General features: G+C 71.7%; 19 protein-coding genes. 8 read left to right on the top strand and 11 right to left on the bottom strand.

What is annotated here, in order from left to right; translation table 11 throughout:
- Nucleotides 1-21 precede the first annotated feature (21 nt).
- Entirely contained in the window at nucleotides 22-1,278 is a 1,257-nt protein-coding gene (locus tag ACQPZF_RS22400; protein ID WP_433259962.1) for an acyltransferase family protein, read from the bottom strand.
- A 225-nt stretch (nucleotides 1,279-1,503) separates the two neighbouring features.
- Between ACQPZF_RS22400 and ACQPZF_RS22395 the strand changes: the two genes are divergently transcribed.
- Both ACQPZF_RS22395 and ACQPZF_RS22390 read left to right on the top strand, forming a co-directional pair.
- Nucleotides 1,504-2,223: a class I SAM-dependent methyltransferase gene (locus tag ACQPZF_RS22395; RefSeq protein WP_433259961.1), complete on the top strand. Its 720-nt coding sequence runs from the start codon at nucleotides 1,504-1,506 to the stop codon at nucleotides 2,221-2,223.
- A 24-nt stretch (nucleotides 2,224-2,247) separates the two neighbouring features.
- On the top strand, nucleotides 2,248-3,639 hold the full coding sequence (locus ACQPZF_RS22390) for an FAD-dependent oxidoreductase (RefSeq protein ID WP_433259960.1): 1,392 nt from the start codon (nucleotides 2,248-2,250) through the stop codon (nucleotides 3,637-3,639).
- A 102-nt stretch (nucleotides 3,640-3,741) separates the two neighbouring features.
- Here the strand turns inward: ACQPZF_RS22390 and ACQPZF_RS22385 are convergent, their stop codons facing one another.
- Together ACQPZF_RS22385 and rfbB are read right to left on the bottom strand one after the other, a co-directional pair.
- On the bottom strand, nucleotides 3,742-5,007 hold the full coding sequence (locus ACQPZF_RS22385) for a class I SAM-dependent methyltransferase (RefSeq protein ID WP_433259959.1): 1,266 nt from the start codon (nucleotides 5,005-5,007) through the stop codon (nucleotides 3,742-3,744).
- A gap of 8 nt (nucleotides 5,008-5,015) precedes the next feature.
- Nucleotides 5,016-6,053, bottom strand: a complete 1,038-nt coding sequence (gene rfbB / locus ACQPZF_RS22380; protein WP_433259958.1) for a dTDP-glucose 4,6-dehydratase — start codon at nucleotides 6,051-6,053, stop codon at nucleotides 5,016-5,018.
- Nucleotides 6,054-6,277: 224 nt separating this feature from the next.
- Here rfbB and ACQPZF_RS22375 point away from each other — a divergent pair, with 224 nt between their 5' ends.
- The gene (locus tag ACQPZF_RS22375; RefSeq protein WP_433259957.1) at nucleotides 6,278-7,387 is read left to right on the top strand and encodes a glycosyltransferase; all 1,110 of its coding nucleotides are present in this window, start codon (nucleotides 6,278-6,280) and stop codon (nucleotides 7,385-7,387) included.
- 3 nt (nucleotides 7,388-7,390) lie between these two features.
- Here ACQPZF_RS22375 and ACQPZF_RS22370 read toward each other — a convergent pair whose 3' ends face one another.
- Nucleotides 7,391-8,563 carry a hypothetical protein gene (locus ACQPZF_RS22370; protein WP_433259956.1) on the bottom strand — a complete coding sequence of 391 codons (1,173 nt, stop codon included), beginning with the start codon at nucleotides 8,561-8,563 and terminating at the stop codon, nucleotides 7,391-7,393.
- Between the two features lie 274 nt (nucleotides 8,564-8,837).
- Between ACQPZF_RS22370 and ACQPZF_RS22365 the strand changes: the two genes are divergently transcribed.
- The 4 genes from ACQPZF_RS22365 (at nucleotide 8,838) to ACQPZF_RS22350 (ending at nucleotide 16,790) form a co-directional block, all read left to right on the top strand.
- On the top strand, nucleotides 8,838-14,162 hold the full coding sequence (locus tag ACQPZF_RS22365; RefSeq protein ID WP_433259955.1) for a type I polyketide synthase: 5,325 nt from the start codon (nucleotides 8,838-8,840) through the stop codon (nucleotides 14,160-14,162).
- Nucleotides 14,159-14,614, top strand: coding sequence for an SgcJ/EcaC family oxidoreductase (locus ACQPZF_RS22360; RefSeq protein WP_433259954.1), 456 nt, complete (start codon nucleotides 14,159-14,161; stop codon nucleotides 14,612-14,614). Before ACQPZF_RS22365 ends, ACQPZF_RS22360 begins: the two co-directional genes overlap by 4 nt.
- Nucleotides 14,615-14,660: 46 nt before the next feature.
- Complete coding sequence (locus tag ACQPZF_RS22355; protein ID WP_433259953.1) at nucleotides 14,661-15,116, top strand: SgcJ/EcaC family oxidoreductase; 456 nt, start codon at nucleotides 14,661-14,663, stop codon at nucleotides 15,114-15,116.
- Between the two features lie 81 nt (nucleotides 15,117-15,197).
- The gene (locus ACQPZF_RS22350; RefSeq protein ID WP_433259952.1) at nucleotides 15,198-16,790 is read left to right on the top strand and encodes a GMC family oxidoreductase; all 1,593 of its coding nucleotides are present in this window, start codon (nucleotides 15,198-15,200) and stop codon (nucleotides 16,788-16,790) included.
- 61 nt (nucleotides 16,791-16,851) lie between these two features.
- On the opposite strand, the gene ACQPZF_RS22345 is transcribed toward ACQPZF_RS22350, so the two are convergent.
- Both ACQPZF_RS22345 and ACQPZF_RS22340 read right to left on the bottom strand, forming a co-directional pair.
- On the bottom strand, nucleotides 16,852-18,456 hold the full coding sequence (locus tag ACQPZF_RS22345; RefSeq protein WP_433259951.1) for a GMC family oxidoreductase: 1,605 nt from the start codon (nucleotides 18,454-18,456) through the stop codon (nucleotides 16,852-16,854).
- Nucleotides 18,457-18,485: 29 nt separating this feature from the next.
- Nucleotides 18,486-19,667 carry an acyl-CoA dehydrogenase family protein gene (locus ACQPZF_RS22340; protein WP_433259950.1) on the bottom strand — a complete coding sequence of 394 codons (1,182 nt, stop codon included), beginning with the start codon at nucleotides 19,665-19,667 and terminating at the stop codon, nucleotides 18,486-18,488.
- 297 nt (nucleotides 19,668-19,964) lie between these two features.
- Between ACQPZF_RS22340 and ACQPZF_RS22335 the strand changes: the two genes are divergently transcribed.
- Entirely contained in the window at nucleotides 19,965-20,321 is a 357-nt protein-coding gene (locus ACQPZF_RS22335; protein WP_433259949.1) for a YciI family protein, read from the top strand.
- Nucleotides 20,322-20,331: 10 nt separating this feature from the next.
- On the opposite strand, the gene ACQPZF_RS22330 is transcribed toward ACQPZF_RS22335, so the two are convergent.
- The 5 genes from ACQPZF_RS22330 to ACQPZF_RS22310 all read right to left on the bottom strand — a co-directional run bounded on the left by ACQPZF_RS22330 (nucleotide 20,332) and on the right by ACQPZF_RS22310 (nucleotide 25,582).
- Nucleotides 20,332-21,561, bottom strand: a complete 1,230-nt coding sequence (locus tag ACQPZF_RS22330; protein WP_433259948.1) for an RNA polymerase sigma factor — start codon at nucleotides 21,559-21,561, stop codon at nucleotides 20,332-20,334.
- A 116-nt stretch (nucleotides 21,562-21,677) separates the two neighbouring features.
- On the bottom strand, nucleotides 21,678-22,202 hold the full coding sequence (gene tpx / locus ACQPZF_RS22325; protein WP_433259947.1) for a thiol peroxidase: 525 nt from the start codon (nucleotides 22,200-22,202) through the stop codon (nucleotides 21,678-21,680).
- Between the two features lie 18 nt (nucleotides 22,203-22,220).
- Entirely contained in the window at nucleotides 22,221-24,236 is a 2,016-nt protein-coding gene (locus ACQPZF_RS22320; RefSeq protein WP_433259946.1) for an acyltransferase family protein, read from the bottom strand.
- 28 nt (nucleotides 24,237-24,264) lie between these two features.
- Nucleotides 24,265-24,435 (bottom strand): hypothetical protein, encoded by a 171-nt coding sequence (locus ACQPZF_RS22315; protein WP_433259945.1) that lies wholly within the window; start codon nucleotides 24,433-24,435, stop codon nucleotides 24,265-24,267.
- A 28-nt stretch (nucleotides 24,436-24,463) separates the two neighbouring features.
- Nucleotides 24,464-25,582 (bottom strand): nucleotide disphospho-sugar-binding domain-containing protein, encoded by a 1,119-nt coding sequence (locus ACQPZF_RS22310; RefSeq protein ID WP_433259944.1) that lies wholly within the window; start codon nucleotides 25,580-25,582, stop codon nucleotides 24,464-24,466.
- Nucleotides 25,583-25,856 lie beyond the last annotated feature (274 nt).

The following is a 25,856-nucleotide window of genomic DNA, read 5'->3' as shown; positions in this document are numbered from 1 at the left end:
TGCTGAACGGGAACCGATGGGTCAGGGCGCGCCGAGATCCTTCGCCGGCTGGTCCACGCGGGCAGCGGTCGGGCGGTCGGCGGGCTGGCTGCTGCCGCGCTCGGTGGGCTGCGGACCGCCGGCGGAGTGGCCGTTGTCGGGAATCCTCGCGGGCGCCTTTCGGGACCGGCTCCAGCGGCGCATCATCGGCTGCTCCACGGTCTTCATCAGCACCCAGCCGAGGAAGGTGTTCAGCGCGATGAAGCCGACGAACAGCGCGATCCCGGTCGGCACGTCGAACTGCTGCGTCCCGAGTATCCGGGGCCGCAGCCAGTACAGCACCACGCCCTGGATCATGTAGAAGCCGTAGCTCAGGTTGCCCAGCCACACCATCGGCTTGGTTCCCATCACGGTCCGCCTGCCCCGCACGTTCGCCGCCGCGAAGGTGCCGATCAGCAGTGCCAGCGGGATCGCCGGGACCAGCGTCAGGTTGTACGGCATCGGGGTGAAGACCATGCCGAGGTAGGTGACCACCAGCAGGGCCACCACCGGGGTGAAGCCGATCTTCGGCCACCGCCCGCTCTGCACGATGCGTGCGATGAGCATGCCCAGCACCGACTCGAACAGCCGGGACGGCGGGAAGAAGTACACGAACCAGAACTGGAGCAGCGACCCCTCGGGCATCAGGTAGACGGCCACCAGGCACACCGCGAGCATCCCGGCGACCATCGCCCCGGCCCACCACCACAGCCGGTCGTCCGCGATCCTCCGCACCCAGACCAGCAGCAGCGGGAAGAACAGGTAGAACAACAGCTCGGCGCACAGCGACCACGCCTGGGAGTTCGCCCCGAGCCAGTAGCTCGGGTTCGTGCTCCACGTGTTCACCAGGAACAGGTGCGTCAGGCCCGCCGCCGGCGTGAACACCGCCGCGTACAGGACCATCGTCAGGACCCACGTGACGGCGTGGTTGGGGAAGATCCGGACCAGGCGCCGGCGCCAGAACCCCCGCGCCCGCAGCTTGCGGCCGGCCGACCAGGTGAGCACGAACCCGCTCAGCATGAAGAAGAACGGCATCGCCATGCCGGTGCCGGTGATGAAGATGTACACGCCGTTCATGACGCCCTCGTCGCGGAACGGCGGCACGGGTGGCACCGCGGCCGGGTCGAAGCTCATGAACGGCACGGCCAGGTGCGTGATGAAGACGAGCAGCGCGGCGATGTACCGCATGCCGGTCAGCGCCGGGAGGTCGTTCAGGCGCGGGGCGGAAACACCGTCCGAGGGATTCGAGCTGGTGACCACTGGCCGATCCTTGTCGTCGCTGGGTCGGGGGCAGGGATCAATTTCCCCCGGTCCGCCGGCCGGCCGCATCTCCCCGATTGTGCAGCCGCCGGATCGCCACGTCACCGGCCCGGACGTCTCCCGGATTGCGATTCCCGAGGTCGGCGGGCAATTTCAAGGATGCTGCCCGCCGCGCCGGGGTGTGAGCATCGGGCGTTGGCCACGCACCGGCGGACGGGAGCGACTGTGACGTACTCGAAAGAGTTCGCGGAGATCTATGTCCAGTTCTACGAGCACGCCCGCGGCCGGGATTACCGGGCCGAGGTCCGCGACCTGTTGGCGTTGCTCCGGCAGCGGAAGACGGACGTGACGTCACTGCTCGACGTGGCCTGCGGGCCGGGGAACCACCTCAGCGTCTTCAGCGAGCTGCTGGACCGGGTGGAGGGCATCGACCTGTCGAAGGACATGCTCGCGGTCGCCGAGGAGGCGTTCCCCGAACTCGTCCTGCACCAGGACGACATGCGTGATTTCCGGCTGGCGAGCCGGTTCGACGCGGTCATCTGCCTGTTCAGCTCCATCGGCCACGTGCGGGACCAGGACGAACTCGACGCCACGCTGCGGAGTTTCGCCCACCACCTCACGCCCGGCGGGGTCGTCGTGGTCGAGCCGTGGTGGTTCGCCGACACGTTCCTGGACGGTTATGTCGCGACCGACGCCGTGCGCGTCGGCGACCGGGCCATCGCGCGGGTCTCGCATTCGCGGCGGGTCGGCGACACCTCGCGGGTGGACGTGTTGTACGCCGTGGCCGACCCGGGGAACGGCATCGAGCACTTCGTGGAGAACTTCCAGATGACCCTGTTCGACCGAGCCGGCTACGAAAAGGCGTTCACCAGGGCGGGGCTTTCCGTGGAATACCTGGAGGGCGGGTTCTTCGGGCGCGGTCTGTTCGTCGGTGTCGCCCGGTAGACGCGTGCGATGGGGGACCGGAAGGTGCGGACAACGCAGGATTTCGTCGGTGATCGCGCGGTCGTGATCGGTGGCAGCATCGCCGGGACGCTCGCGGCGCGAGTGCTTGCCGAGTCCTACCGCGAAGTCGTGGTCGTGGACCGGGACAAAGTGGTGGGAGTGGACAAGCCGCGTGTCGGCGCGTCCCATGCCGTGCACGCGCACGGTCTGCACGCGCGCGGCTATCTCGTCATGTCGGAGCTGTTTCCCGGTCTGCTGGAGGAAGCGCGGGCGGCGGGCCTGTCGGTGCGGGATTTCGGTGCGATGCACTGGTATTTCCACGGCCGGCGCACCCGTCCCGCCGACACCGGCCTGCTGTCCATCGCCGGCAACCGCCCACTGCTGGAAGGGCTGCTGCGGGCGCGGGTGGCGGCGTTGCCGAACGTCGTCTACCGGGACTGCACGGAAGTCCTCGGACCGCTCACGACCTCGGATCGACGCACGGTCATCGGCGTGCGGCTGCGCCCAAGAGTGGTGGATGCGCCGGAACAGCGGCGTGACGCCGATGCCGTTGTGGGCGCGACCGAACCTCTCGACGCCGATCTCGTCGTGGACGCGTCCGGGCGTGGCTCGCGCCTGCCCGTGTGGCTGGCCGAGCTGGGGTACGAACGGCCCGAAGAGGAGCGGGTGAAGATCCGCCTTGCCTACACCACCAGGATGTTCCGCCGGTCGCCGGAGACTTTCGACGGCCCGATGGCCATCAACACCATCGCGTCGCCCGCGCACCCGCGTGGCGCGTTCTTCGGTCAGGCCGCGTCGGGCCACTGCCTGCTGTCGCTGACCGGGATGGTCGGCGACCACCCTCCCACCGACGCGGACGGGTTCCTGGCCTACACCCGCTCGTTGCCGGTGCCGGACATCCACGACGCCGTGCGGGACGCCGATCCCGTCACGGATGCGGTGTCGTTCAAGTTCCCGTCGGCGGTGTGGCGGCACTACGAGCGGTTGGCGCGATTCCCGAAGCGCCTGGTGGTGCTGGGCGACGCGGTGAGCTGCCTCAATCCCGTGTACGGCCAGGGCATGACGGTCGCGGCGACGCAGGCGATGGCGCTGCGGTCGCTGCTGCGCGGCAACCCGGACCCCGACACTCTCGACCCGCGCGCGGCGTTCGCCCGCGCGGTGTCCGGGCCTTGGCGGCTGTCTTCCAGCGGTGACTTGGACTTCCCCGGTGTCGTGGGCTCCCGTCCGCTGCGGGTGCGGGTGCACAACGCCTACCTGAGCCGGGTCCAGTACGCCGCGACCAAGGACCCGGAGGTCACGCGGGCGCTGATGCGGGTCACCGGCCTGATCGACCCGATCCGCGCGCTGTGGCGTCCCCGCCTGGTCGCGAAAGTGTGGTGGCTGGCCAGGAACCGGCCGGGCCGGTCCGTTCATTGAGGTAGCCGGACCGCTTGCCGAATCGATCCGATCCAACAAAACGGCCGGGCCGATCCGCTCAGCGAAGCGGATCGGCCCGGCCGGCGACTACGTGGGCCCGGTTCAGGCGGACGCCGTGAGCGCGCTGTCCACGATGCGCGGCTGGGGGATCGGCACGATGAACCGGCCGCCGGCGTCCAGGAAAGCCTGTTCCTTGGCGATGATCTCCTCGGCGTAGTTCCACGCCAGCAGCAGGTAGTAGTCCGGCGCCTGCGCGCGGGCCTGCTCGGGCGACCGGATCGGGATGCGGCTGCCCGGCAGCAGCTTGCCCTGCTTGAACGACGTGGTGTCGCTGCAGAACTGGACTTCCGCCGGGGTCAGCCCGCACATCTGGAGGAGCGTGCTGCCCTTGGACGGCGCGCCGTAGCCCGCGATCCGCTTGCCCTCGGCCGCCAGCCCGCGGACCACGTCGCCGATCGCGTCGATGGTCCGCCGGGTCCGGTCGGCGAACTCCAGGTACGGGCGCGCGGTGGTGAGGCCGCGCCGCTCCTCCAGGGCGAGCAGGTCCGCGACCCTCGCCGAAGGCCGCCGCCCGCTGCCCTCCCGGGCCGCGAACACGACGATCGAGCCGCCGTGCACGTCGGCCCGCTCCACGTCCACCACCGGCAGGCCGTGCGAGGCGAAAAGCCGGCTCAACGTGGTCAGCGAGTAGTACGACAGGTGCTCGTGGTAGATCGTGTCGAACTGGTTCTCGTCCAACAGGTCCAGCACGTACGGCACCTCGATGACCAGCGTGCCGTCCGGCGCGAGCACCCGGTCGACGCCGTCCAGCACGTTGTGCACGTCGTCGATGTGCGCGAAGCACTGGTGTCCCATGACGAGCTTCGCCGCGCCGTGCGTCTCCCGGATCGACGCGGTGACCTCCGGGCCGAAGAAGTCGGCGACGGTCTCGACGCCCCGGTCGTTCGCGATCCGCGCGAGGTTGCGTGCCGGGTCCACACCCACGGTGCGCAGGCCGCGTTCCTGGAACAGCGCGAGCTGGGTGCCGACGTTGCTGCCCATCTCGACCACCAGGTCGCCCGCCGCCATGCCGGACTTCTCGGCGCACCAGCCGAACACGCGCTGCCGGTGCCGGGTCATCAGCGCGGAGTCCGACGACACCCAGACGAAGTAGCGGAACAGCTTCTCCGGGTTCACGATGTGGCGCAAGGACATCAGCCCGCACTCCCGGCACAGCGCGACGTCCAGCGGGTACGCCTGCTCGTCGGCGTCGTCCGCCGCCGGGTCGAGCAGGCCGTTCGCCAGCGGCGCCGACCCGAAGGAGATGATGTCGAGCCAGTCGTCCCGGCCGCACACCCGGCACCGGTCGACCCGTTCAATGTCCTGCATCAGTACCCCTATGCTGTCGGCGTCGAGTTCGGTTCCGCCGCGGCCGGGACGCCGGCGGGCGACGGGATCGCGGCACGGGTCAGCAGCGGCTCCCACCAGTCGCGGTGGCTCCGGTACCAGTCGATGGTCGCGGCCAGTCCCTCGTCGAACCCGATCCGCGGCGCGTAGCCCAGCTCGCGTTCGATCTTCGAGATGTCCAGCGAGTACCGCCGGTCGTGGCCCTGCCGGTCCGGCACGTGGTCGACCACGTGCCAGCCGGCGCGGAACGCGGCCAGCAGCCGTCCGGTCAGCTCGGTGTTGTCCAACTCCGTGCCGCCACCGATGTGGTAGACCTCGCCCGCCCGGCCCGCCTTGAGGACCAGTTGGATGGCCCGGCAGTGGTCGGACACGTGCAGCCAGTCCCGCCGGTTGCCGCCGTCGCCGTAGAGCGGCAGCCGCCGCCCGTCCAGCAGGTTCGTCACGAACAGCGGGATCAGCTTCTCCGGGAACTGGTAGTGGCCGTAGTTGTTGGTGCACCTGGTGACCACGACGTCGAGGCCGAAGGTGTGGTGGTAGGACAGCGCGAGCAGGTCCGAGCCCGCCTTCGTGGCCGCGTACGGGACGTTGGGCGCGAGCGCCGTGTCCTCGGTCCACGAGCCCTCGTCGATCGACCCGTACACCTCGTCGGTGGACACGTGGACGAAGCGCCGGACGCCGTGCCGCAGCGCCGCCGCCAGCAGCACCTGGGTGCCCAGGATGTTGGTCGTGACGAATTCCCCGGACGAGACGATGGACCGGTCGACGTGCGTCTCGGCGGCGAAGTGCACGATCGCGTCGTGCCCGGCGACCACCTCGTCCACCAGGGCGGCGTCACAGGTGTCGCCGCGTATGAAGGTGAAGGACGGCAGGTCCGCGACCGGCGCGAGATTGGCCCGATTCCCGGAATAGGTCAGTTTGTCCAGGACCGTGACCCGGCTGCCCGCCGAGTCCGGCAGCCGCCCGCCCAACGTGGCTCGCACGAACTCCGAACCGATGAAACCCGCGCCGCCGGTCACCAGGATCCTCATCGTATTGCGCCTCCGTCGCTCAGCGTGCCACCCATGGTCCGGCGGTGGCGGCGCGGGACGCATCTCCGTAAATGCGCCCTGGCGCAATACCGGAAATTCCCCGGACCGGTAGGGTGGCTGATGTCAATGCGCGACCGGGTCGGGCCGGAGTATTCATCGTGCGCCGCCGGCGCGGTTGTCCCCGGCCCGGAGCCGACTAATACTTCAGCGCATCGGAGCCGGTCATGCGGGCATTGTTCACGACGTCGCCGCTACACGGACACTTCTACCCGATGGTGCCGCTGGCCGCCGCGTGGCGGTCGATGGGCCACGAGGTGCTGGTGGCGGCGCCGGACAACTTCGTCACCACCGTGGCGCACGCCGGCCTGCCGGCCACGGCCAACGGCCCGGGGATCGGGCTGCACGAGCTGTCGGCCCCCGGACTCGCGGACACGCGTTACGCCAGCAGCGGGTCGTTCGCGCGGATGGTGTCGAACAGCCTGGCGGGCACCCTCCGCGTCGTGCGGTCCTGGCGGCCGGACGTCGTGGTCGCCGAACGGGCCGAACTCGCCGGGCCGATCGCGGCGGCGGTGCACGGCGTCCCGCACGTCGAGCTGCACTGGGGCGTCCCGGAGCTGGGCGAGTACCGGGCCGAGGTGGAGGACGACCTCCGGGACGGCCTGCGCCGGCTGGGGCTCGCCGAGCTGCCGAAGCCCGCCGCCGTGGTCAACCTCTGGCCGCCGAGCCTGCGACTGCCGCACGCCGCCGGCCACCTGTCCCTGCGGCACGTGCCGTACAACGGGATCGCGCGGGTGGCGGACTGGATGCTCGAACCGGCGGTCGGCACCCGGATCTGCCTGACGCTGGGCACCGTCGTGCCGCACCTCGCGGCGCCGGGGCTGGTGCTGGACGTGGTCGAGAGCCTGGCCGGGTTGGGGCACGAACTGGTGCTGGCGGTGGACGACGACCTCGCCGCCCGGCTGCCCGCGCTGCCGCCGCAGGTCCGCCACGCCGGCCGCGTGCCGCTGTTCGAGACGCTGGGCGGCTGCCGGCTGCTGGTCCACCACGGCGGCAACGGCAGCTCGCTGACCGCGCTGGCCGCCGGCTGCCCGCAGGTCGTGCTGCCGAAGGTGGACGACCAGTTCGAGAACGCCGCCGCGATCGGGCGGTCCGGCGCGGGGCTGGTGCTGCTCCCGGACGAGGCGACGCCGGAGCGGGTGGCCGAGTACTGCGGGCGGGTCTTGGACGACCTGACGTTCGGCGCAGGCGCTGCGGCGGTGGCGGAGGAGATCGCCGGGCTGCCCACGCCGATGGAAACGGCTGCCGTGCTCGAATCGCTCGCCGAGCACGGCTGACCGTCACTTCCGGCCGTTCCGCCGCGCCCGGAACAGGTCGGCCACCGGGCTGTCCTCGGTGTTCGGGCCCTTCTCGATCACCGCCAGGTTCCGGTACACGTGCACGGAGCTGATGTGCGCGTCCGTCGGCTGCGGCTGCCGCGCGTCGGGGCGCAGGAAGTCCTGGTGGTGCAGGCCGTCCAGCAGGGTCTTCAGGAAGCCCACCGTGTAGGCCGGGTCGTTGAGGTCCGCGTCGCTGCCCTGGAAGCCCTCGGGCCAGTAGCACGCCTGGAGGTCTTCGACGATGTAGAGCCCGTCCGCGCGCACGTGCGGGAACAGCGTCCGGAACGTGGTGATGATGTGGTCGCTGATGTGGCTGCCGTCGTCCACCACCACGTCGAACGGCCCGAACCGCTCGGCCACCTCGGTCATCTTCGCGACGTCGGACTGGTCCGCGCGGATGGTGGTCAGGCGGGGCGCGTCCGCCGCCCGCTTGTCCAGGATGTCCACGCCGTAGACCAGGGCGCGCGGGAAGTAGCGCTTCCACATGCGCAGCGACGCGCCCGCGCGGGACGGGTCGAGGAAGCCGCCGACGCCGATCTCCAGCACGGACAGCCGGTGGTGGCGGAGCGGCGCGAGGTGCCGCTCGTAGGGCTGGGGGTACTGGTGCATCGCGCCCCACTTGTCGGTGCCGTACCGGACGGCCAGCTCCGCGAGGTGCGCCGGCTCCTGCCGGTCGAGCACCTGGACCAGGCGCTGCACCACGGCGAAGAAGACCGTCGGCAGGCTCGGCCGCCGGGGTGACGGGCAGACGAACTCCGGTCCCGGCCAGCGGATCGTCCGGGTGGTCGCGGTGACCAGCTCGGCGGGCCCGAACAACGCCAGGCACACCTCGCCCAGGTCCTGGGTCACCACCGGGGACGGCACGCCGTCGGAGGTCTTCGCCTGCCGGACGTGCTCGTGCACGGCGACGCCGTCGGGGCCCACCGCGATGGTGACCGGCAGCTCCCGCCGGCCGTGGGTGAGCACCAGGGTCACGTTGGCTTCGTCGTACGAGCCGCCGAGGTCGTCCAGGTCGGCCCGGAACAGGATCTCGCCGAGCGCGACCCGCGCGGTGCGCGCCATGCCCAGGTCGTCGATCGCGCCCGACACGTCGCCCTCGCGGGCGGCGGTCACCGCGAGCAGTGTCCTGATCACCTCGGTCGAGTCTTCGGCACCATATTCCAGTGAACCGCTCGAAGCCGGTGTCACGGTCATTGTCAAACCCTCACCTCTGCCGCCGAAACCGCCGGATCGCACCCCACCCGGACAGCGTCACCGGTATCGCCCGTGAGGTGCTTCTCCGTGATTGCGGGACCGGCGCCGCCCGCTTTCCGGCGGACCGCACTCCACGAGATGACGCGCAGTTCCGCCGCCGGCCACGATGTGTGCGGCCGATGACGGACGAAACACGACGGCGGCAGCCCGAGCAGTGGCACACCGCGAGGTCCCGGCGCTGTGGAGGAAGGGGCTCGACTTGAGTCAGGATATCGAAATCGCCGACGCGGTTGCGGTAATCGGGATGAGCTGTCGGTTTTCTCCCGACCTCGACTCGCCGGACCGGTTGTGGTCGTTCCTGGTGAACGGCGGCAGTTCGGTGCGCGACATGCCCGACCGGCGTTGGGAACCGTATGCGGCGAGCAGCCCGCAGGCGACCGCGATCATGCGGAACACGACCCGGCTGGGGTCTTTCCTGGACGACATCGAGGGGTTCGACGCCGACTTCTTCGGCATCTCCCCGCGTGAGGCGGACTTCCTGGACCCCCAGCAGCGCATCCTGCTGGAACTGGCGTGGGAGGCCCTGGTGCGCGCCGGTGTCCCGCCGCTGGCGCTGCGCGGCACGGAAGCCGCCGTGTTCGCCGCCGCGAACTCCAACGACTACGGCCGCCGCCTGCTGGAGGACATCCCGCTGACCGGCGCGTACGCGGTCAACGGGACCACCTACTACGGCATCGCCAACCGGATCTCGTACTTCCTGGACCTGCGCGGCCCGAGCATGGCCGTCGACACGGCGTGCGCCGGCTCGCTGACCGCGCTGCACCTGGCGTGCCAGAGCATCCGGCTCGGCGAGACGCCGGTCGCCATCGTCGGCGGCGTCAACATCATGGCCACCCCGGCGTTGTTCGTCGCGCTGGACGCGGCCGGCGCGACTTCCCCGGACGGCCGGAGCAAGGCGTTCGACAAGGCCGCCGACGGCTACGGGCGGGGCGAGGGCGCGGGCGTGGTCGTGCTCAAGAAGCTGGCCGACGCCCGCCGGGACGGCGATCCGGTCCTCGCGCTCGTCGTCGGCAGCGGCGTGTTCCAGGACGGCCGGTCCGACGGCATGATGGCGCCCAACAGCGAAGCCCAGGAGCACATGCTCCGGCAGGTCTACGACCGCGCCGGCATCGAGCCCCGGACGGTCGGCTACGTCGAGGCGCACGGCACCGGCACGCCGGTCGGCGACCGGGAAGAGGCGCAGGCGCTGGCCAAGGTGTTCGGCGCGGGACGCCCGCCGGGCGAGCCGTGCCTGATCGGCTCGCTGAAACCGAACATCGGCCACGTGGAGGGCGGTTCGGGCATCGCCGGGGTGATCAAGGCGGTGCTCGCGCTGTGGCACGGCGAGATCCCGCCCAGCCTGCACTCCGAACCGCACCCCGGCGTCGACTGGGAGACCTCCGGCCTGCGCCTGGTGGGGGAGCGGTCGCCGTGGCGCTCGAACGGAACCCCGCGCCGCGCCGGTGTCTCCAGCTACGGCGTCGGCGGCACGATCGCGCACCTGGTCCTCCAGGAAGCACCCGCCGACCTCGCCTCGACGGTGGACGACGAGGTGTCGGACGCCGCGGTGTTCCCGCTGTCGGCCATGTCCGAGCCCGGTTTGCGGGCGTTGGCGGGCAAGACGGCGGAGTGGCTGCGCGACCACCCGGACGTCCCACTGGCCTCCGTCGGGCACACGCTCGCCCGACGCCGTTCGCACCTCGCGCAGCGGGCCGCGATCACCGCAGCCACGACCGCCGAACTGGCCGCCGGGCTGTCCGCGCTGGCCGAGGAACGGCGCGTGCCCGGTGTGGTCGACGGCCGCGCGGCGTCCGGGCAGGCGTCCGAGGTCGTGTGGGTGTTCTCCGGCCACGGCGCGCAGTGGCCCGGCATGGGTCGGCAACTGCTGCGCGAAGATCCCGCGTTCGCGGAGGCGATCGACTCGCTGGCGGACGTGTTCCGCGCGGAACTCGGCTGGACGCCGCGCGAGGCGATCGCCGAGGGCGGACCGTGGACCGCGGCGCAGATCCAGGCGATGACGTTCGCCATGCAGGTGGGTCTGGCGGCGGTGTGGCGGCGGCGCGGCGTCACGCCGGGCGCGGTCATCGGGCACTCGGTCGGCGAGATCGCCGCGGCGGTCGTCGCGGGCAGCCTCGACGTCCGGCAGGCCGCCCGGTTCGCGTGCCGCCGGGCGAAGGCGTTGCGACGCGCGGAAGGGCCGGGCGCCATGGCGATGGTCGGCCTGCCCTGGCAGGACTGCGCGGACCGGCTGGCCGGTGACCCGGGTGTCGTGCCCGCCATCGCGGCGAGCCCCGGCTCCACCGTCGTGTCCGGCGACCGGGAGGCCGTCGAACGCCTCGCGGAGCAGTGGCGGGCGGACGGCATCGACGTCCGGCGGGTCGACACGAACATCGCGTTCCACAGCCATCACGTGGACGACGTGACGGCCGACGTCGCCGCCGCAGCGGCCGAACTGGACCCCCGCGCGCCGCAGATCCCCTTGTACAGCACGGCATTGGCCGACCCCCGGACGACCGCGCCGAGGGACACCGACTACTGGACGACCAACCTCCGGCAGCCCGTCCGGTTCGCGCAGGCGGTGGAAGCGGCCGTCGCGGACGGCCACCGGCTGTTCGTGGAGCTGTCGCCACACCCCGTGGTGATCCACTCCATCATGGAGGCCTTCGAGCACCTGGGCGTGGAGGACGGCACGGCCGTCCCGAGCACCCGCCGGGACTCCGACGAGGTGGCGACCCTCCTGGGCAGCCTCGGCAAGCTGTACTGCGGCGGCGCGGCGGTCGACTGGCCGCGGCAGCACGCGGGCGGCTCGCTGGCCGACCTGCCCGCGGCGGCCTGGCAGCACCGGCCGTACTGGATCTTCCCCGAGCACGCGGCCGACGCCGGGTTCGGCGGCGGCCACGACCCAGACCGGCACACGTTGCTCGGCGGCTACCTGACGGTGAGCGGCGCGCCCGCCCGGCAGGTGTGGCAGACCCGCCTGGACCTGTCCTGCCGCCCCTACCCGCTGAGCCACGAGGTGGTCGGCGTCGAGATCACCCCGGCCGCCGTGCTGATCAACACGTTCGTGGCCGCCGCCGCGCGCAACGGCGACCAGCCCGGTCTGCACGACCTCTTCCTGCGCACCCCGGTCGCCGTCACCCCGCCGCGCGTGGTGCAGATCGTGCACTCCGGGAACACGGTGCACCTGTCCACCCGGATCGCGGACGGCCCGGCCGGCGACGAGGACCAGGAGTGGCTGACCCACTGCGGGGCGACCGTCGACCGGACCCTGGAGCCGACCGAGCGGCACACCGACATCGCGGCCGTCCGCGAGCGGTGCGCGGAGCTGATGGACTGGTCCGCCGTGGACGGCATGTTCCGCCGGCAGGGCGTCGGCGGCTACGCGTTCCCGTGGGACATCGAAGAACTGAGGCGCAACGAGCGCGAGCAGCTCGCCGTGATGACGATCGAGCCGGCACCCGCGCGGCACGCCGCGAGCTGGGCGCACGTGATCGACGGCGCGCTCACCATCAGCGCCGTCGTGGTGACCCCGGAGGACGCCCGCCGCCTGTGGATGTCCACCCACATCGGCTCGGTCGTGTTCCGCGGTGAGCCGCCGGCCAGGATCGCCGTGCACTCGCGGCGGTCGCCCCAGTCGCCCGAGGACACCGTGGACGTGACGGTCTCGGACGAGACCGGACGGGTCGTGTGCGAGGTGCGCGGACTGCGGTTCGCGTCGTTGCAGGACGAGCCGGGAGCCGTCGCGGCGGCCCGGGACCTGGTGCACGAGACGGTCTGGCACCCGTTCCCGGTGTCGGACGGCGACCGCTCCGTGCGGCGGCTGGTCGTCGTCGGCGACGGAAGCGTCGCGGGCCGGCTGCACGAGCAGTTCACCGGCCTGGGGCTGGCGAGCGAACGCCTGCTGTCGCCGGAGGACCTGCGACCGGAGTCGCTGGCCGGGGTCGACGCGGTGCTGGTCGCGCCCGAGCCGGCCGGGCCTGGCGAGCCCGCGGAGCAGGCGGCCGAGAGCGCGGCGTGGACGCTGGTCCGCACCGTCCAGCGCCTGACGCACGTGCGGGACGACGGCCTCCGGCTGTGGTGCCTCACGCAGGGCGTGCGGACCGCCGAGGACGAGGCTTCGCTGGCCCACGCCGCGCTGTGGGGCACCTCGCGGATCATCGCGGGCGAGCACCCCGAGCTGTGGGGCGGCGTCGTGGACGTCGACCGGTTCGGGGACGGCACCGGCCAGGCGCTGCTCCCGCTTCTGCGGCACGCCGCGGGCGTCGAGGACGTCATCTCGCTTACCGGACGGCAGGCCGCCGTGCCGAGGCTGAGCCCGATCGAGCGACCGGAGGACGGGACGACGCTGCGGTGCGACCCGGCCGGCAGCTACCTGATCACCGGTGGGCTGGGCGCGCTCGGCCTCGCGGTGAGCCAGTGGCTGGTGGACCGCGGCGCCCGCCGGCTGCTGCTGGCCGGTCGGCGCGGCCTGCCGCCGCGCGCCGAGTGGGACGCGGTGCGGGACACCCGGACCCGGCGGCAGATCGAGGGCGTGCTGGCGTTGGAGGCGCGCGGCGCGACGGTCCGCGTGCTGGCGCTCGACACCGGCGACGCCGACGCGCTCGCCAGGGCGGTCGCGCCGTCGACCCACGGGCTGCCCGCCGTGCGCGGCATCATCCACGCCGCCGGCGTGGTGCGGGACGCCATGGTGGACAAGGTGGACCGGGACGGTCTGCACGAGGTGCTGTGGCCGAAGGTGGCCGGCGCGATGGTGCTGCACCGCCTGTTCCCGCCCGGCTCGCTGGACTTCTTCGTGTTCTTCTCGTCGTGCGGCCAGTTCGCGCGGCTGACCGGCCAGACCAGTTACGCGGCGGCCAACTCGTTCCTGGACGTGCTGGCCGCGCACCGGCAGGCGGGCGGGCGCACGGACACGGTGAGCCTCGCGTGGACGGCGTGGCGCGGCATGGGCATGTCGGAGACCATCGCGGGCACCATGCTGGAGGCCAACTCCCGCGGCCTGGACGCGATCTCGTTCTCCGAGGCGTTCCGGGCGTGGTCGTTCGCCGACCGCTTCGCCGGTCCCTACAAGGCGATCATGCGGGTGCGCCCGCTGCCCGCCGGCGCGCCGAGGGTGCCGATGTACCGGGAGCTGAACGCCGTCGAGGAGGAGGGCGCGACCGGTTTCGCGCTCGACTGGGCGGGCTTGAGCGAGGCCGAGCAGCAGGAGCTGGTGACCGCCGACATCCGCGAACAGGTCGCGGCGGAGCTGAACCTGGCGGCGTCCGACGTCGAACTCAAGCGCCCCCTGGTGGAACTCGGCGTCGACTCGGTGATGACCGTGGCGCTCCGGGTGCGGCTGCAACGCCGCTACGGCCTCGACCTGCCGCCGAACATCCTCTGGAGCAAGCCCACCGTGGCGGCCCTCGGCGGGCACGTCGCCGACGAACTGCGCCCGCGGGAGACCCCGGCGGACGAACGGGAACCGATCACGGCAACGGACGAAAAGGGAGTCCTGGCATGACCACGACCGCTTCGCAACTGGACGCCTACTACGGCGAGTTCACCAGTGCGAAAGAGAAAGAAGCGTTGAGCGTGCCGCTGGAACTGGTGGCGGCCTGGGCCCGCAACGACGCCGCCGGCGTCGCGGACGTGTTCACCGACGACGGGATCCTGATCCTGCCCGGTGACGTCTACAAGCAGGGGCAGGACGAGATCCGCTCGTTCATGTCCGCCGCGTACGCGGGCCCGTTCAAGGGCACCGGCGTGACCGGTCGTCCGGTCGACGTGCGGTTCGTCACCGACGACGTGGCCCTGCTGCGCACGCACGGCGGCATCCTCGCGCCCGGCGAGACCGAGATCGCGCCCGAGCTGGCGGTCCGCTCCACCTGGGTCGCCGTCAAGCAGGACGGCAAGTGGAAGCTCGCCGGGTACCAGAACAGCCCGCGCGGTGAAGGCGCGACCCTGCGCTGGTGAGTCGCGTCGGCAGCACCGTCCACAAAGGATCTGACAGGGAGGCGTCGTGGCCGAGAAGGCCGAATCGCTCGTCGTGAGCGCCAAGAAGTGGGCGACCTACTACGGGGAGTTCTCCAACGGGGAGAAGGGCGCGGCGCTCACCGCCGCGCTCCGCTTCCGGGCGGCCTGGGAGGAGAACGACCCGGACGCCCTCGCCGGGGTGTTCCTCGACAACGGCAGCATGCTGTCCGGCCACATCGAGCTGAAGAACCGGCGAGAGATCCGGGACTACCACGCCGAGGCGTTCCGCGGCGGGTTCCGGGGCACCCGGCTGGCCGAAGTCCCGCGCGAGGTGACGCTCGTGAACGACTCGGTCGCGATCGCCATCACCGAGGGCGGGATCGTCCGGGACGGCGCGGACACCCCCGAGCCCGCCGACACGTTCCGCTGCATGTGGGTGATCGTCAAGCGCGACGGCGACTGGCGGATCGCCTCGCACCAGACCAGCCCGATGCGCGGCTGACCCGCCGCACCTGCCCGCGGAGCCCGAACCGGCCCGTAATGACGGCCCACATCGACCGGCCACATCGACAAGGAGGAGCTGGTGTACGACTACGTCATCATCGGCGCTGGAACCGCGGGCTGCGTGCTCGCCGCACGATTGTCCGAGGACCCCGACGTCACGGTGTGCCTGCTGGAGGCGGGCCCGCCGGACACCGCCGACACCATCCACCTGCCCGTCGGGGCCTTCCGGATGTTCCGCACGCACCTGGACTGGGACTACTCCACCCACGAGGAACCGCACCTCGGCCGCCGTCGGGTCTACCTGCCGCGTGGCCGGGTGCTCGGCGGGTCGGGCTCCATCAACACCATGGTCTACATCCGGGGCAACCGGGTCGACTTCGACGGGTGGCGCCAGCCCGGCTGGGGCTACGACGACCTGCTGCCCTACTTCAAGCTCTCCGAGGACAACGAGCGCGGCGCGTCCGCCCACCACGGCGTGGGCGGACCGCTCGCCGTGTCGGAGGGCCGTTCGGAGAACCCGTCGACCGCGGCGTTCGTCGAAGCGGCGACGCAGGCGGGTTACCGGCGCAACGACGACTTCAACGGCGCGGAACAGGACGGCTTCGGCGCGTTCCAGGTGACCCAGCGGGACGGCAGGCGGTGCAGCACGTCGACCGCTTTCCTCGGCCCCGCACTGGATCGGCCCAACCTCACCGTCGAGACGCACTTCCAGGCCCACCGGGTGCTGGTCGAGCACGGGCGGGCGGCCGGCGTCACGGGAACCCGCTTCGAGGAGCCCGTGACGATCCGCGCGGCACGCGAGGTGGTCCTGTGCGCCGGCGCGTACAACTCGCCACAACTGCTGCTGCTGTCCGGCATCGGGCCGGCGGAGGAGCTGGCCACCCACGGCATCGACGTCGTGCTGGACCAGCCGGGGGTCGGCCGGAACCTCCAGGACCACGCCCTGGTGCCGCTGGTGTTCACGCACTCCCAGCCGGTCAGCCTGCTCACCGCGAACCGGCCCGAGAACGTCGAGCGGTACGCCGCCGAGGGGCGCGGGCCGTTGACCGCGAACGGACCGGAGGTCGGCGGTTTCGTGCGCACCAAGGCGGGGCTGTCCGCGCCGGACGTGGAGTTCCTCGCCGCGCCGGTGATGTTCGCCGACAGCGGCCTGCAACCGCCGGACCGGCACGCGATCTCGTTCGGCCCGTCCATGCTGACCCCGCGCAGCCGGGGCAGCGTGACCCTGGTGTCCAGCGAGCCGACCGCCAAGCCGATGATCAAGCACGACTACTTCGCGGAGGAGTCCGACCTGGACGACGCCGTGGAGGCGACCCGCATCGGCCTGGAGATCGCCCGGCAGCGGGCCCTGGCCCCGTACAACGAGGCCCAGTTCGAGCCGCCCGCGTCCGAGTCGGACCGGGACCTGCGCGAGTTCATCCGGCTCTACGCCCACTCGATCTTCCACCCGGCGGGGACGTGCGCGATGGGCGAGGTGGTGGACGCCGAGCTGCGCGTCCTCGGGGTCGACGCGCTGCGGGTGGTCGACGCGTCCGTCATGCCGACCTTGGTGCGGGGTAACCCGAACGCCGCCACCATCGCCATCGCGGAGAAGGCCGCGGACCTGATCCGGGGCAAGGAGATGCTGTCGCGGGCCGAGGAAGACCTGCGGAAGGTCGACACCCTGGCGTGATCGTGGGATGTGAAAAGACCGGTGCGGCCGAATCCGCACCGGTCTTTTTCACGTCCTGGTCTCACACCGCGGGCACGGCCTTGTCCGTCAGCGGCGCGGCCGCGGCGTTGTCCGGCAGCGGCGCCGGCACGCCGCGCAGGAGGTCCGCGGCCTTCTCGGCGATCACGATCGCGGAGGCGTTCGGGATGCCGCGGCCGACGCTCGGCATGACCGAGACGTCCACCACCCGCAGGCCGTCCACACCGAGCACCCGCAGGTCCGCGTCGACCACCGCGCCCATCGCGCACGTGCTCGTCGGGTGGAAGATGGACTGCGTGTCGGCACGGGCGTAGGCCCGCAGGTCCGCGTCCGACTCCGAGTCGGGCGCCCGGTACACCTCCTCCACGTACGGCTTCAGCGCGGGCTGCCGCGCGATCTCCAGCCCGATCCGCAGACCCGCCACCGCGACGTCCAGATCGGACTCGTCGGCGTAGTAGTTGTGCAGGATCTTCGGCTTCGCCGTCGGATCGGCCGACGCGAGCGTGACGCTGCCGCTGCTCCGCGTCGTCAACACCGCGCCCCCGAAGGAGATCGCGTGGTGCGTCGGAGTGCCCAGACCGCTGTCGGCGAGCATCCCCGGCGCGGCGAAGAAGCACAGGTCGGGCGCGGGCAGGCCGTCCCGGCTGCGCGCGAAGCCGCCCGCCTCCGGTCCGTTGGAGGTCAGCATCCCCCGCCCCTCCTCGGTGAACTGCCGCACGTTCTCCGGATCGCCGGCCGCGAGCAGGCTGATCGGGTGCGAGTGCGTGAAGATCATCGGCACCATCGGGTGATCCTGGAGGTTCCGCCCGACGTGGGGGTGGTCGGTCACGACGGGGATGCCGAGCTTCGTCAACGTGTCCGCCGGGCCGACGCCGGAGAGCATCAGCAGTTGCGGGGTGTTGTAGACGCCGCAGGCCAGCACGACCTCGCGGCCGGCCCGGAGGGTGATCTCCTCGTCCAGCCGCTGCCCCGTGACGCCGACCGCGCGGCCGTTCTCGATCAGCACGCGGTGCGCCTGGACGTTCGTCAGCACGGTCAGGTTGGGCCGGTCCAGCGCCGGCCGCAGGAACGCGGTCGACGTGCTGCACCGCCTGCCGTCGCGCTGGGTGACCTGGTAGAAGCCGAAACCGTCCTGCTCCGGGCCGTTGAAGTCGTCGTTGGCCGGGAAGCCCGCCTGCACGGCCCCGGCGATGAACGCCTGGGACATGGGGTTGCGGGACCGGTTGTCGGACACCGACAGCGGGCCGCCCACGCCGTGGTAGCGGGACGCCCCGCGCTCGTTGTCCTCGGAGCGCCGGAAGTAGGGCAGCAGCTCGTCGTAGGCCCAGCCCGGCTGTCCCCATTCGTCGTAGTCGAGCGGGTTGCCCCGGGTGTAGGCCATCGCGTTCATCGAACCGCTGCCGCCCAGCACCCGGCCGCGCGGCAGGAACACCCGCCGGCGGTTCAGGAACGGCTCGTCGTGGGTGTCGTAGTCCCAGTCCAGGCGGGTCCGGAACAGCCGGGCGAACGCGGCCGGCGTGTGGATGTTCGGGTGCGTGTCGGCCGGACCCGCCTCCACCAGGCACACCGTGACGTCCGGGTCCTCGGTCAGCCGTGCCGCGAGCACGCACCCCGCCGAGCCCGCGCCAATGATCAGGTAGTCGTGCATCGGTACCCTTCCCGCCCTGGCGAACCCGCTCAGAAGTAGGTGGTGTTGGGCGCGAGGCCGCACAGCACCCGGCCGTAGGTCTCGAACGAGACGTGCGGGGTCGCCAGCGCGTGCTGGGTCAGGGCGTGCAGGTCGCGGGTGATCCGCTGGATCGGCACGTGCGAGTAGATCGACGTGCCGCCGCTCGCCGAGTTGAGGATGTCCACCGCTTCCGTCGCCCGCTTGCACACGACGCCCATGGAGACCCGTGAGAGCGCACGCTCCTCCGTCGTCCACGGCGCGGCGGCGGCGGCCTTGGCGTCCGCCAGCTCGGCGATCCGGTGGCCGTGGAACTCCGCTTCGTCGATCTTCAGCGCCGCCTCGGCGACCTGGAGGTGGGTGACCGGGGCGTCGCGCTGGCTGGTGTAGTCGGTGTAGGTGATCTTCCGGCCGGGCAGGCGCTCCAAGAAGGCCTCCAGGGCGCCTTTGGCGATGCCGATGACGTTGCCGACCGAGGACGCGGCGGTGACCGGCATCAGCGGGAGCCGGTACATCGGGATGGTGGCGTTGAGCACGGAGGCGTACTGCTGCGTCATGATCGCGCCCATGGTCAGCACCCGTTCCCGCGGCACGAAGAGGTCCTCGGCGACGGTGCTCACGCTGCCCGAGCCGCGCAGCCCGGACGTGTGCCAGTCGTCCACCATCCGCAGGTCGGACATCGGGACCAGGGCCATGATCGGCTCCGGCTCGCCGTCCGGGCCCGGCGCGACGGCCAGGATCTCCTGCCAGTGGCTGTGGTGCGCGCCGCTGATGAAGCCCCACTTGCCGTTGACGACGTACCCGCCGTCCGTGGCGACCGCCGTGGCGCTGGGGCTCAGCGTGCCGCACACCCGGACGTCGGGCGTCGCGTAGACCTCGTCCTGCACCTCGTCGGGGAACATGCCGACCATCCAGCCGGGGATCCACCAGACCGAGGCGGTCCACCCGACGGAGGCGTCACCGCGCCCCAGCTCGGCGGCCACGCGGGTCAGCGTGCGGGTGTCGCATTCGTAGCCGCCGTAGCGGGCGGGAATCCTCATCCGGAAGATCCCCGCGTCGGCCAGCGCCTCGACGGTCTCCGGGTGCAGCCGGCGGTTCTCCTCCGACCACAGCGCGTTCTTCCGGAGCAACGGGACGAGTTCGGCCGCGCGTTGTTCGAGGCCTTCGCGAGGCGGTGTCTGGACAGTGGTCACCCATACCTCCCTGAAGAAACGGCGGGACGCGGCAACGCGCCACCGCCTGTCGACCGGAATTCTTCCGGCGGGGTATTCACACGGCATCTTTGGTATTGCGTGACCACGCGCCTCGGCCGTGGGATGAAGAATCCGCCGTGCCGCCTGCCGCCGATCGGGAGGTGTCGGTGGCGGCGGTTCGGCCGGAGAGGGGTGCGGGCACCTCATCGGGTGGAAGTTTCCCGGACCCTGTCGAAACGGGCGATCCGGCTTCGACATCCTGGTGGGAGAGCAACCCGCTCACGACGTGGAGGCAGCGTGAAGTTCCTGATCCAGATCTACCACAACCAGGAAGCCCTCAGTAGCTGGGAGAGCATGACCGACGAGGAGCGCGAGGCGGGCCTGCAGCAGTACGCCGCGTTCTACGACGAGCTGACCAAGTCCGGTGAGCTGGTGATGACGGAGATGCTGGCCGACCCGTCGCAGGCCAAGACCGTCACCGCGAAGGACGGCAAGGTGACCACCGCCGACGGGCCGTTCGCCGAGGCGAAGGAGCACCTGGCGGGCATCTTCCTGGTGGACTGCGCGGACATGGACCGGGCGGTGGAGATCGCGGGCAAGATCCCGGAGGCCGCGAGCGGCCTGGTCGACGTCCGGCCGACCGGCGAAGGCTGATCCTGACGCGTCACGTCGTGTCCGGTCCCGCGATCCGGGCCGCCCGCGCGAAGAGGTACTCCTGTTCGGGGATGCTGAGCGTCTGGCGGGCGGCCAGCTCGTAGTGCTCGCGCGCGGCCTCGGCGTCGCCGAGCAGGTCGAGCAGGTGCGCCCGCACGGCGTGCGTGCGGTAGTGCCCGGCGAGCGCGGGATCGGCCACGGCGGCGTCCAGGTGGTCCAGGCCGACGCGTGGGCCGTGGACCATGGCGATGGCGACGATGCGGTTGAGCGTCACCATCGGGCCGGGCGCGAGGTTGTCGAGCAGGCTGTAGAGCCCCAGGATCTCGCGCCAGTCGGTGTCCTCGGCGCGGCGCGCCTCGTCGTGCACGGCCGCGATCGCGGCCTGGAGCTGGTACGGCCCGAGGGACGACGTGGCGAGCGTCCTGGTGAGCAGGGCGACGCCCTCGGCGATGGCGTCGCCGTCCCACCGGCCGCGGTCCTGTTCGGCCAGCGGGATCAGCGCGCCGTCCGGGCCGACCCGGGCGGGGCGGCGCGCGTCGGTGAGCAGCATCAGCGCGAGCAGCCCCGCGACCTCGCCGTCCGCGGGCAGCCGGTCGTGTAGCTGGCGGGTCAGCCGGATGGCTTCGGCGGTGAGGTCCACCCGGTTCAGCGCGGGGCCGGAGCTGGCCGTGTAGCCCTCGTTGAAGATGAAGTACAGCACCTCCATCACGGCGGCGAGGCGCGCGGGCCGATCCTCGGGCGAGGGCATCCGGAACTTCGCGCCGCTGGCCTTGATCCGCTGCTTGGCCCGGCTGATCCGCTGCCCCACGGTGGTGTCCGAGACCAGCAGCGCGCGGGCGATTTCGGCCGTGGTGAGCCCGCCGACCGCCCGCAGCGTCAGCGCCACCTGGGACGACCGGTTCAGCGCCGGGTGGCAGCACAGGAACAGCAGGGTGAGCGTGTCGTCCTCGGACGGCGGCGGCTCGGGGTCGACCACGGCCAGCGAGGCGGCGACCTCCTCGCGGCGGCGGCGCGCGACGTCGTTGCGCCACAGGTCGGTCCACCGCCGGGACGCCACCATGGTCAGCCAGCCGGTCGGGTTGTCCGGGACGCTCTCCACCGGCCATTGGACGGCCGCTGCCAGCAACGCCTCCTGCACGGCGTCTTCGCAGGCGTCGAAGTCGTCGTACCGCCGCATCAGCGCGGCCAGCGCATTCGGCGCGTGTTCCCGCAACAGATCGTTGAGGTCGGGCTTGCTCATTTTCAGACCTGCGCTACGCGTCCGTGGTGGCTTCGCACGCGTCAGCATGCTACCTCAGCCGCGCATTGGCCACTCACGGCCGGCGGTCGGCCCGATTCCGCGCGAGGAGGTCGAAGTCAGGAGCCCGCCCTTTTCGCCGCGTCGAGCGCGGCGGCGTAGTCGGGGTGGTGGACGATTTCGGGCACGTACTCGACGTGCGCGATCCGGTCGGCGGCGTCGACCACGAATACCGCGCGGGCCAGCAGCCGGAGTTCGGCCACGGCGACGCCGTAGGCCCGGCCGAAGGACAGGTCGTGGTGGTCGGACACGGTCTTGACGTCGGCCAGGCCGCTCGCCCCGCACCACCGCCGCTGCGCGAACGGCAGGTCGGCGGAGACCGTCCACACCGTGACGCCGGCCAGCGCGGCGGCCTCGGTGGTGAAGCGGCGGGTCTGCGTGTCGCACACCTCGGTCTCCAGCGACGGCACCACCGAGAAGATCCGCACGCCGGACCCGGTGCCGGCGAGCGTCACGGGGGAGAAGTCGTTGGCCAGCACGGTGAAGTCGGGCGCCGGGTCGCCGGCCGCCACCTGGTCGCCGAGCAGCGTGACGGGCTGCCCCTGGAACGTGGTCACGCCGGTGCGTTTCACCTGGAGCGTCACGGGTGTCTCCTCTGTCGGTCAGTCGGATTTCGGGGTCGCCCCGTTGGGCGTCGCGATGCGGTCGAGCAGCGCGGTGACGGTCTGCCGGAGCCGGTCCAGCTCGGCGGTGTCGGCGCGGCCGTGCCGCCACAGCGCCAGCGGGTCGGTGCTGACCGTGCCCGCCAGGCGGTGCAGGTCGGCGTCGGCGGCGGCGAGCGCCTCGGCCAGCGCGGCGTCGCCGGGCGCGTGGGCGTTGGCGCGGGCCAGGTCGGCGCGCAGGTCGGTGAGCCGGCCGGACGTCTCGTGCCAGACGGTCTCGGCGATGGCCACCAGTTCCGCCGTCTCCTGGAACTGCCGGTTCATCCGCTCCACGGCCGCGGCCACGGTGAGCCGGGTGTGCCCGTCTTCGGTGATCTTCCGCCGGTGCAGCGGGGTCGGTTCGGCGGTGACGAGCACCGACGGGCCGGTGAGCAGGGCGGCGAGGGCGGCGAGGTCCCGCCGGCCGGCGAGCAGGCGCGCCGCCTCGTCCACCACCGCCGAGTAGGCGCGGAACAGCTCCCACAGGTCGACCAGGTCGGTGGACACGGCTTGCCGGCGCCGTCCGGTGAGGCCGGTCAGTTCGGCCTGCGCGAGCAACTGGCGGCCGGGGCTGTGTTCCAGCTCGGTGAGGTTCGTCCGGATCGTGTCGCGGTCCGCGACGGCGCCCGCCACCGCGGAAGTCGCCCGCTCGACGTCCCAGTCCACTGTGGACATATCGACGGTGGGTGCGATCGGGGCCTGAGGCCGGCGGGAAGTCGTTGTGTCATCTCGGAAACGCCGGTTGGACCACGTCGTGATCGGACGTTCCAGCAGGTAGTAGCTGATAGAGGCGATGGCGACCGTGCCGGCGGCCGTGACGGTCCACAGCTCCACGAAACCGGCCTTGCCGTACAGCTCGCGGATCGGCCGCACGCCGCCGTCGAAGATCGCTTCGTGCTGGAGGTAGAAGTGCATCACCGCGAAGTGCCACAGGTACACGCCGTAGGAGATGCGCCCGAGGTGCACCACCGGCCCGTTGGTCAGCACGGCGTCGACCAGCCTGACCCGCCGCGCCCCCGGCGACACCAACGGCAGCGTCGCGAGCAGGCCGAACGACATCACCATCACATACGTCACCAGGAGGCCCGCCACCGAGTAGATGGCGTCCATCCCGATCACGCTGAACGGCCGTGCGCAGTTCACCAGGTAGACGGTCACCGCGCCGAGCCAGCACAGGTGCGGGCGGGTGGCCGCCAGCCGCAGCAGCCGGGGGGTGTCGGCGGGCGACACCCGCGCCAGGGCCAGCATGATGGCCAGCCCCATGCCGACGCCGATCGCGGGCGCGAAGCCCTGCGGCCACCAGAACACGATCCGGTTGTCCCAGTCGTGGGCCTTGACGAAGAACAGCCAGCCGATGCCGACCGCGATCAGCACCGGCACCGGCAGCATCAGCCGGCGGGCGCGGGCGGCGGGCGTGGCGCCGCGCCGGGCGAACCGGTGCACCGCCCACGCGATCAGCGGCAGCACCAGGTACCACTGGACCATCGTCGGCACGGTCCAGGTGATCTCCAGGCCCGGCAGCAGGTTCGGGTGGAACGGGCTCGGCAGGTAGACCTGGAGCAGGAGCAGCGGCCGGAGCACGTACCAGACGCCATCGACGGCCTCCCGGTGCAGCGCCACCAGCACCACGAGGAACATCGCGTAGTACGCGGGCAGCAGCCGGCACAGCCGGCGGATGAGCTGGTTGCGCTGTGGCGGCAGCCGGTCGCCGGAAATCACGGCTTTGGCGATCGGCAGGTACAGGAACAGCGCGGGAAGCACGAAGAACACCCCGATGAACGACGGGAGCCCGCTGACGAAGAACGCGCCGAGGAAATTGCTCGGCGGCACCGTCACCCCGGTCGCCTTCGTCCCGAACAGACCCGAGAACATCGCCACGTGCACGGTCAGCAGCGCCATCGCGGCCAGTCCCCGGATACCGTGGATAGCGGGGGACTGGCTCTTCTGGGCACCCGGAGACCCGGTCGTCGAACGCACCTGTGCTCCCCTTCGGGTCACGCGCCGGTCAGCGCAGGACGGATTTGATGAAGTGCCGGGCCTGCCGGAATCGCGGTCCTTCCACGAATTCCACGAACTTCTTGAACTCCGGCGCCTGGCGCTCCACGAAGTCCCGGATCTCGGTCGAGTCGAGGATGAAACTGGTGGAGCCGTCGTCGTTGTCGACTATTCTCGGCATGGGCCGCCTCCCTGGTCGGCGCCCGGATTCACCGGGCGAATTCGGTGATGTCGGCGACGAGTTCGGCCGGGGTCGGCATCAGCTCGACCTCCCGCCGCAGCTCGCGCGCCGCGTCCTGCAGACCGGTGTCGAACGCCAGCGTCGCGATCGTGTCGGCGTCGACATCCTCGGGCCGCCGGTTCAGCCCGCAGCCGTACGCGGCGATGGCGCGCGCGTCGAACTCGCCGCCGAAGCCCACCGGCATGACGAGCTGCGGCACCCCGGCGGCACAGGCGGTCAGCATGGTGCCGCTGCCGCCGTGGTGGATGACCGCCGTGCAGGTGCGCAGCAGCCGGTTCAGCGCGATCCAGCCGGTGGGCCGGATGTTGTCGGGCAGCGGCCCGATCCGGGCGGCGGTCTCCTCGTCCACGGTCAGCGCGAACTCGGCGTCCACCTCGCGGGCGGCCTCGATGACGCGGGAGAACCGGTCGGTGCCCACGGTGCGGGTCGTCATCGTGCCCAGCGTGACGGCGATCCTCGGCCTGGCCGGCGGTTCCAGCGACCACGGCGGCAGCACCGCCTCGCCGTTGTACGGGATGAACCGCATCCGCCAGGTCGACGGACCGCTCTCCATCAGGCCGGCCGGGGCGACGTCGATCAGCGCGGTCGCCTCGGGCAGCTCCACCCGGTGCCGCTCGAACGCGGCCGGGGCGTGCTCCCGCAGGAATTCGGGGGTGTACCGCTTGGGGCCCGATCCGTGGACGACGGCCGGCACGCCCACGACGGCGGCGGCGACCAGGCCGGCGTTGAACATGGCGTCGCACACGACCAGATCGGGCGCAAGCCGTGCCGCGGCGGCCACGAAGCCGTCCACGTGGTGGTCCCACATGCCCACGACCACCTTCCGGCGCTCCACGAGTTCGGCCGCGCTCAGGTGCGACGCCGGGCCGAACAGGTCGGGCATGGCTTTCAACGCGGCCGGCAGGTGTCGGGCCATCGTGGAACCGGGAATGGGGTCGACCACGGCCACCCCGGCGTTGCGCACTTCGACGGCTTCCTCGCCGGCGAGGAACACCACGTCGTGACCGGCCGCCTGGAACGCCCAGGCCAACGGCACCAGCGGAAACGCGTGGCTTCGGCTGGGCAGCGGAGCGAACAGGACCCTCATGCCACTGCCTCTCTTCTGGGGCGGTTCCGGCCCGGATCGGGCGTCGCGTTCCGACGCCGGTTCCGGTCCTGATCCCGCCGCGACCCGACGCTCGTTCCGTTCCCGATCGCGTCGCGGCCCGACGCGGGAGGTCGTCGCCAGCATTGGTCCCGGCGCAGCCGCCCGGCATCTCCCGGAATGCGCCCCTGTGGCGGCCGGCCAGGGCATTCCGGGAGATGCGTCGGATCGGCCCGCGGCTGACGATGTTTTTCTCATCGTTGTCGTAAGCCGAGCA

Origin of the sequence: Actinosynnema sp. CS-041913 (assembly GCF_050942485.1) — a bacterium.
GTDB lineage: Bacteria > Actinomycetota > Actinomycetes > Mycobacteriales > Pseudonocardiaceae > Actinosynnema.
Note: the sequence above shows the minus strand (reverse complement) of the source record. Positions and strands in the feature narration are given on the sequence as shown.

Bases quoted from the DNA above. Each gene is read 5' to 3' on its own strand.
- ACQPZF_RS22345 (WP_433259951.1), bottom strand. From the start codon at position 18,456: ATGCACGACTACCTGATCATTGGCGCGGGCTCGGCGGGGTGCGTGCTC.
- ACQPZF_RS22360 (WP_433259954.1), top strand. From the start codon at position 14,159: ATGACCACGACCGCTTCGCAACTGGACGCCTACTACGGCGAGTTCACC.
- ACQPZF_RS22310 (WP_433259944.1), bottom strand. From the start codon at position 25,582: ATGAGGGTCCTGTTCGCTCCGCTGCCCAGCCGAAGCCACGCGTTTCCG.
- ACQPZF_RS22375 (WP_433259957.1), top strand. From the start codon at position 6,278: ATGCGGGCATTGTTCACGACGTCGCCGCTACACGGACACTTCTACCCG.
- ACQPZF_RS22385 (WP_433259959.1), bottom strand. From the start codon at position 5,007: ATGCAGGACATTGAACGGGTCGACCGGTGCCGGGTGTGCGGCCGGGAC.
- ACQPZF_RS22330 (WP_433259948.1), bottom strand. From the start codon at position 21,561: ATGAGCAAGCCCGACCTCAACGATCTGTTGCGGGAACACGCGCCGAAT.
- ACQPZF_RS22315 (WP_433259945.1), bottom strand. From the start codon at position 24,435: ATGCCGAGAATAGTCGACAACGACGACGGCTCCACCAGTTTCATCCTC.
- rfbB (WP_433259958.1), bottom strand. From the start codon at position 6,053: ATGAGGATCCTGGTGACCGGCGGCGCGGGTTTCATCGGTTCGGAGTTC.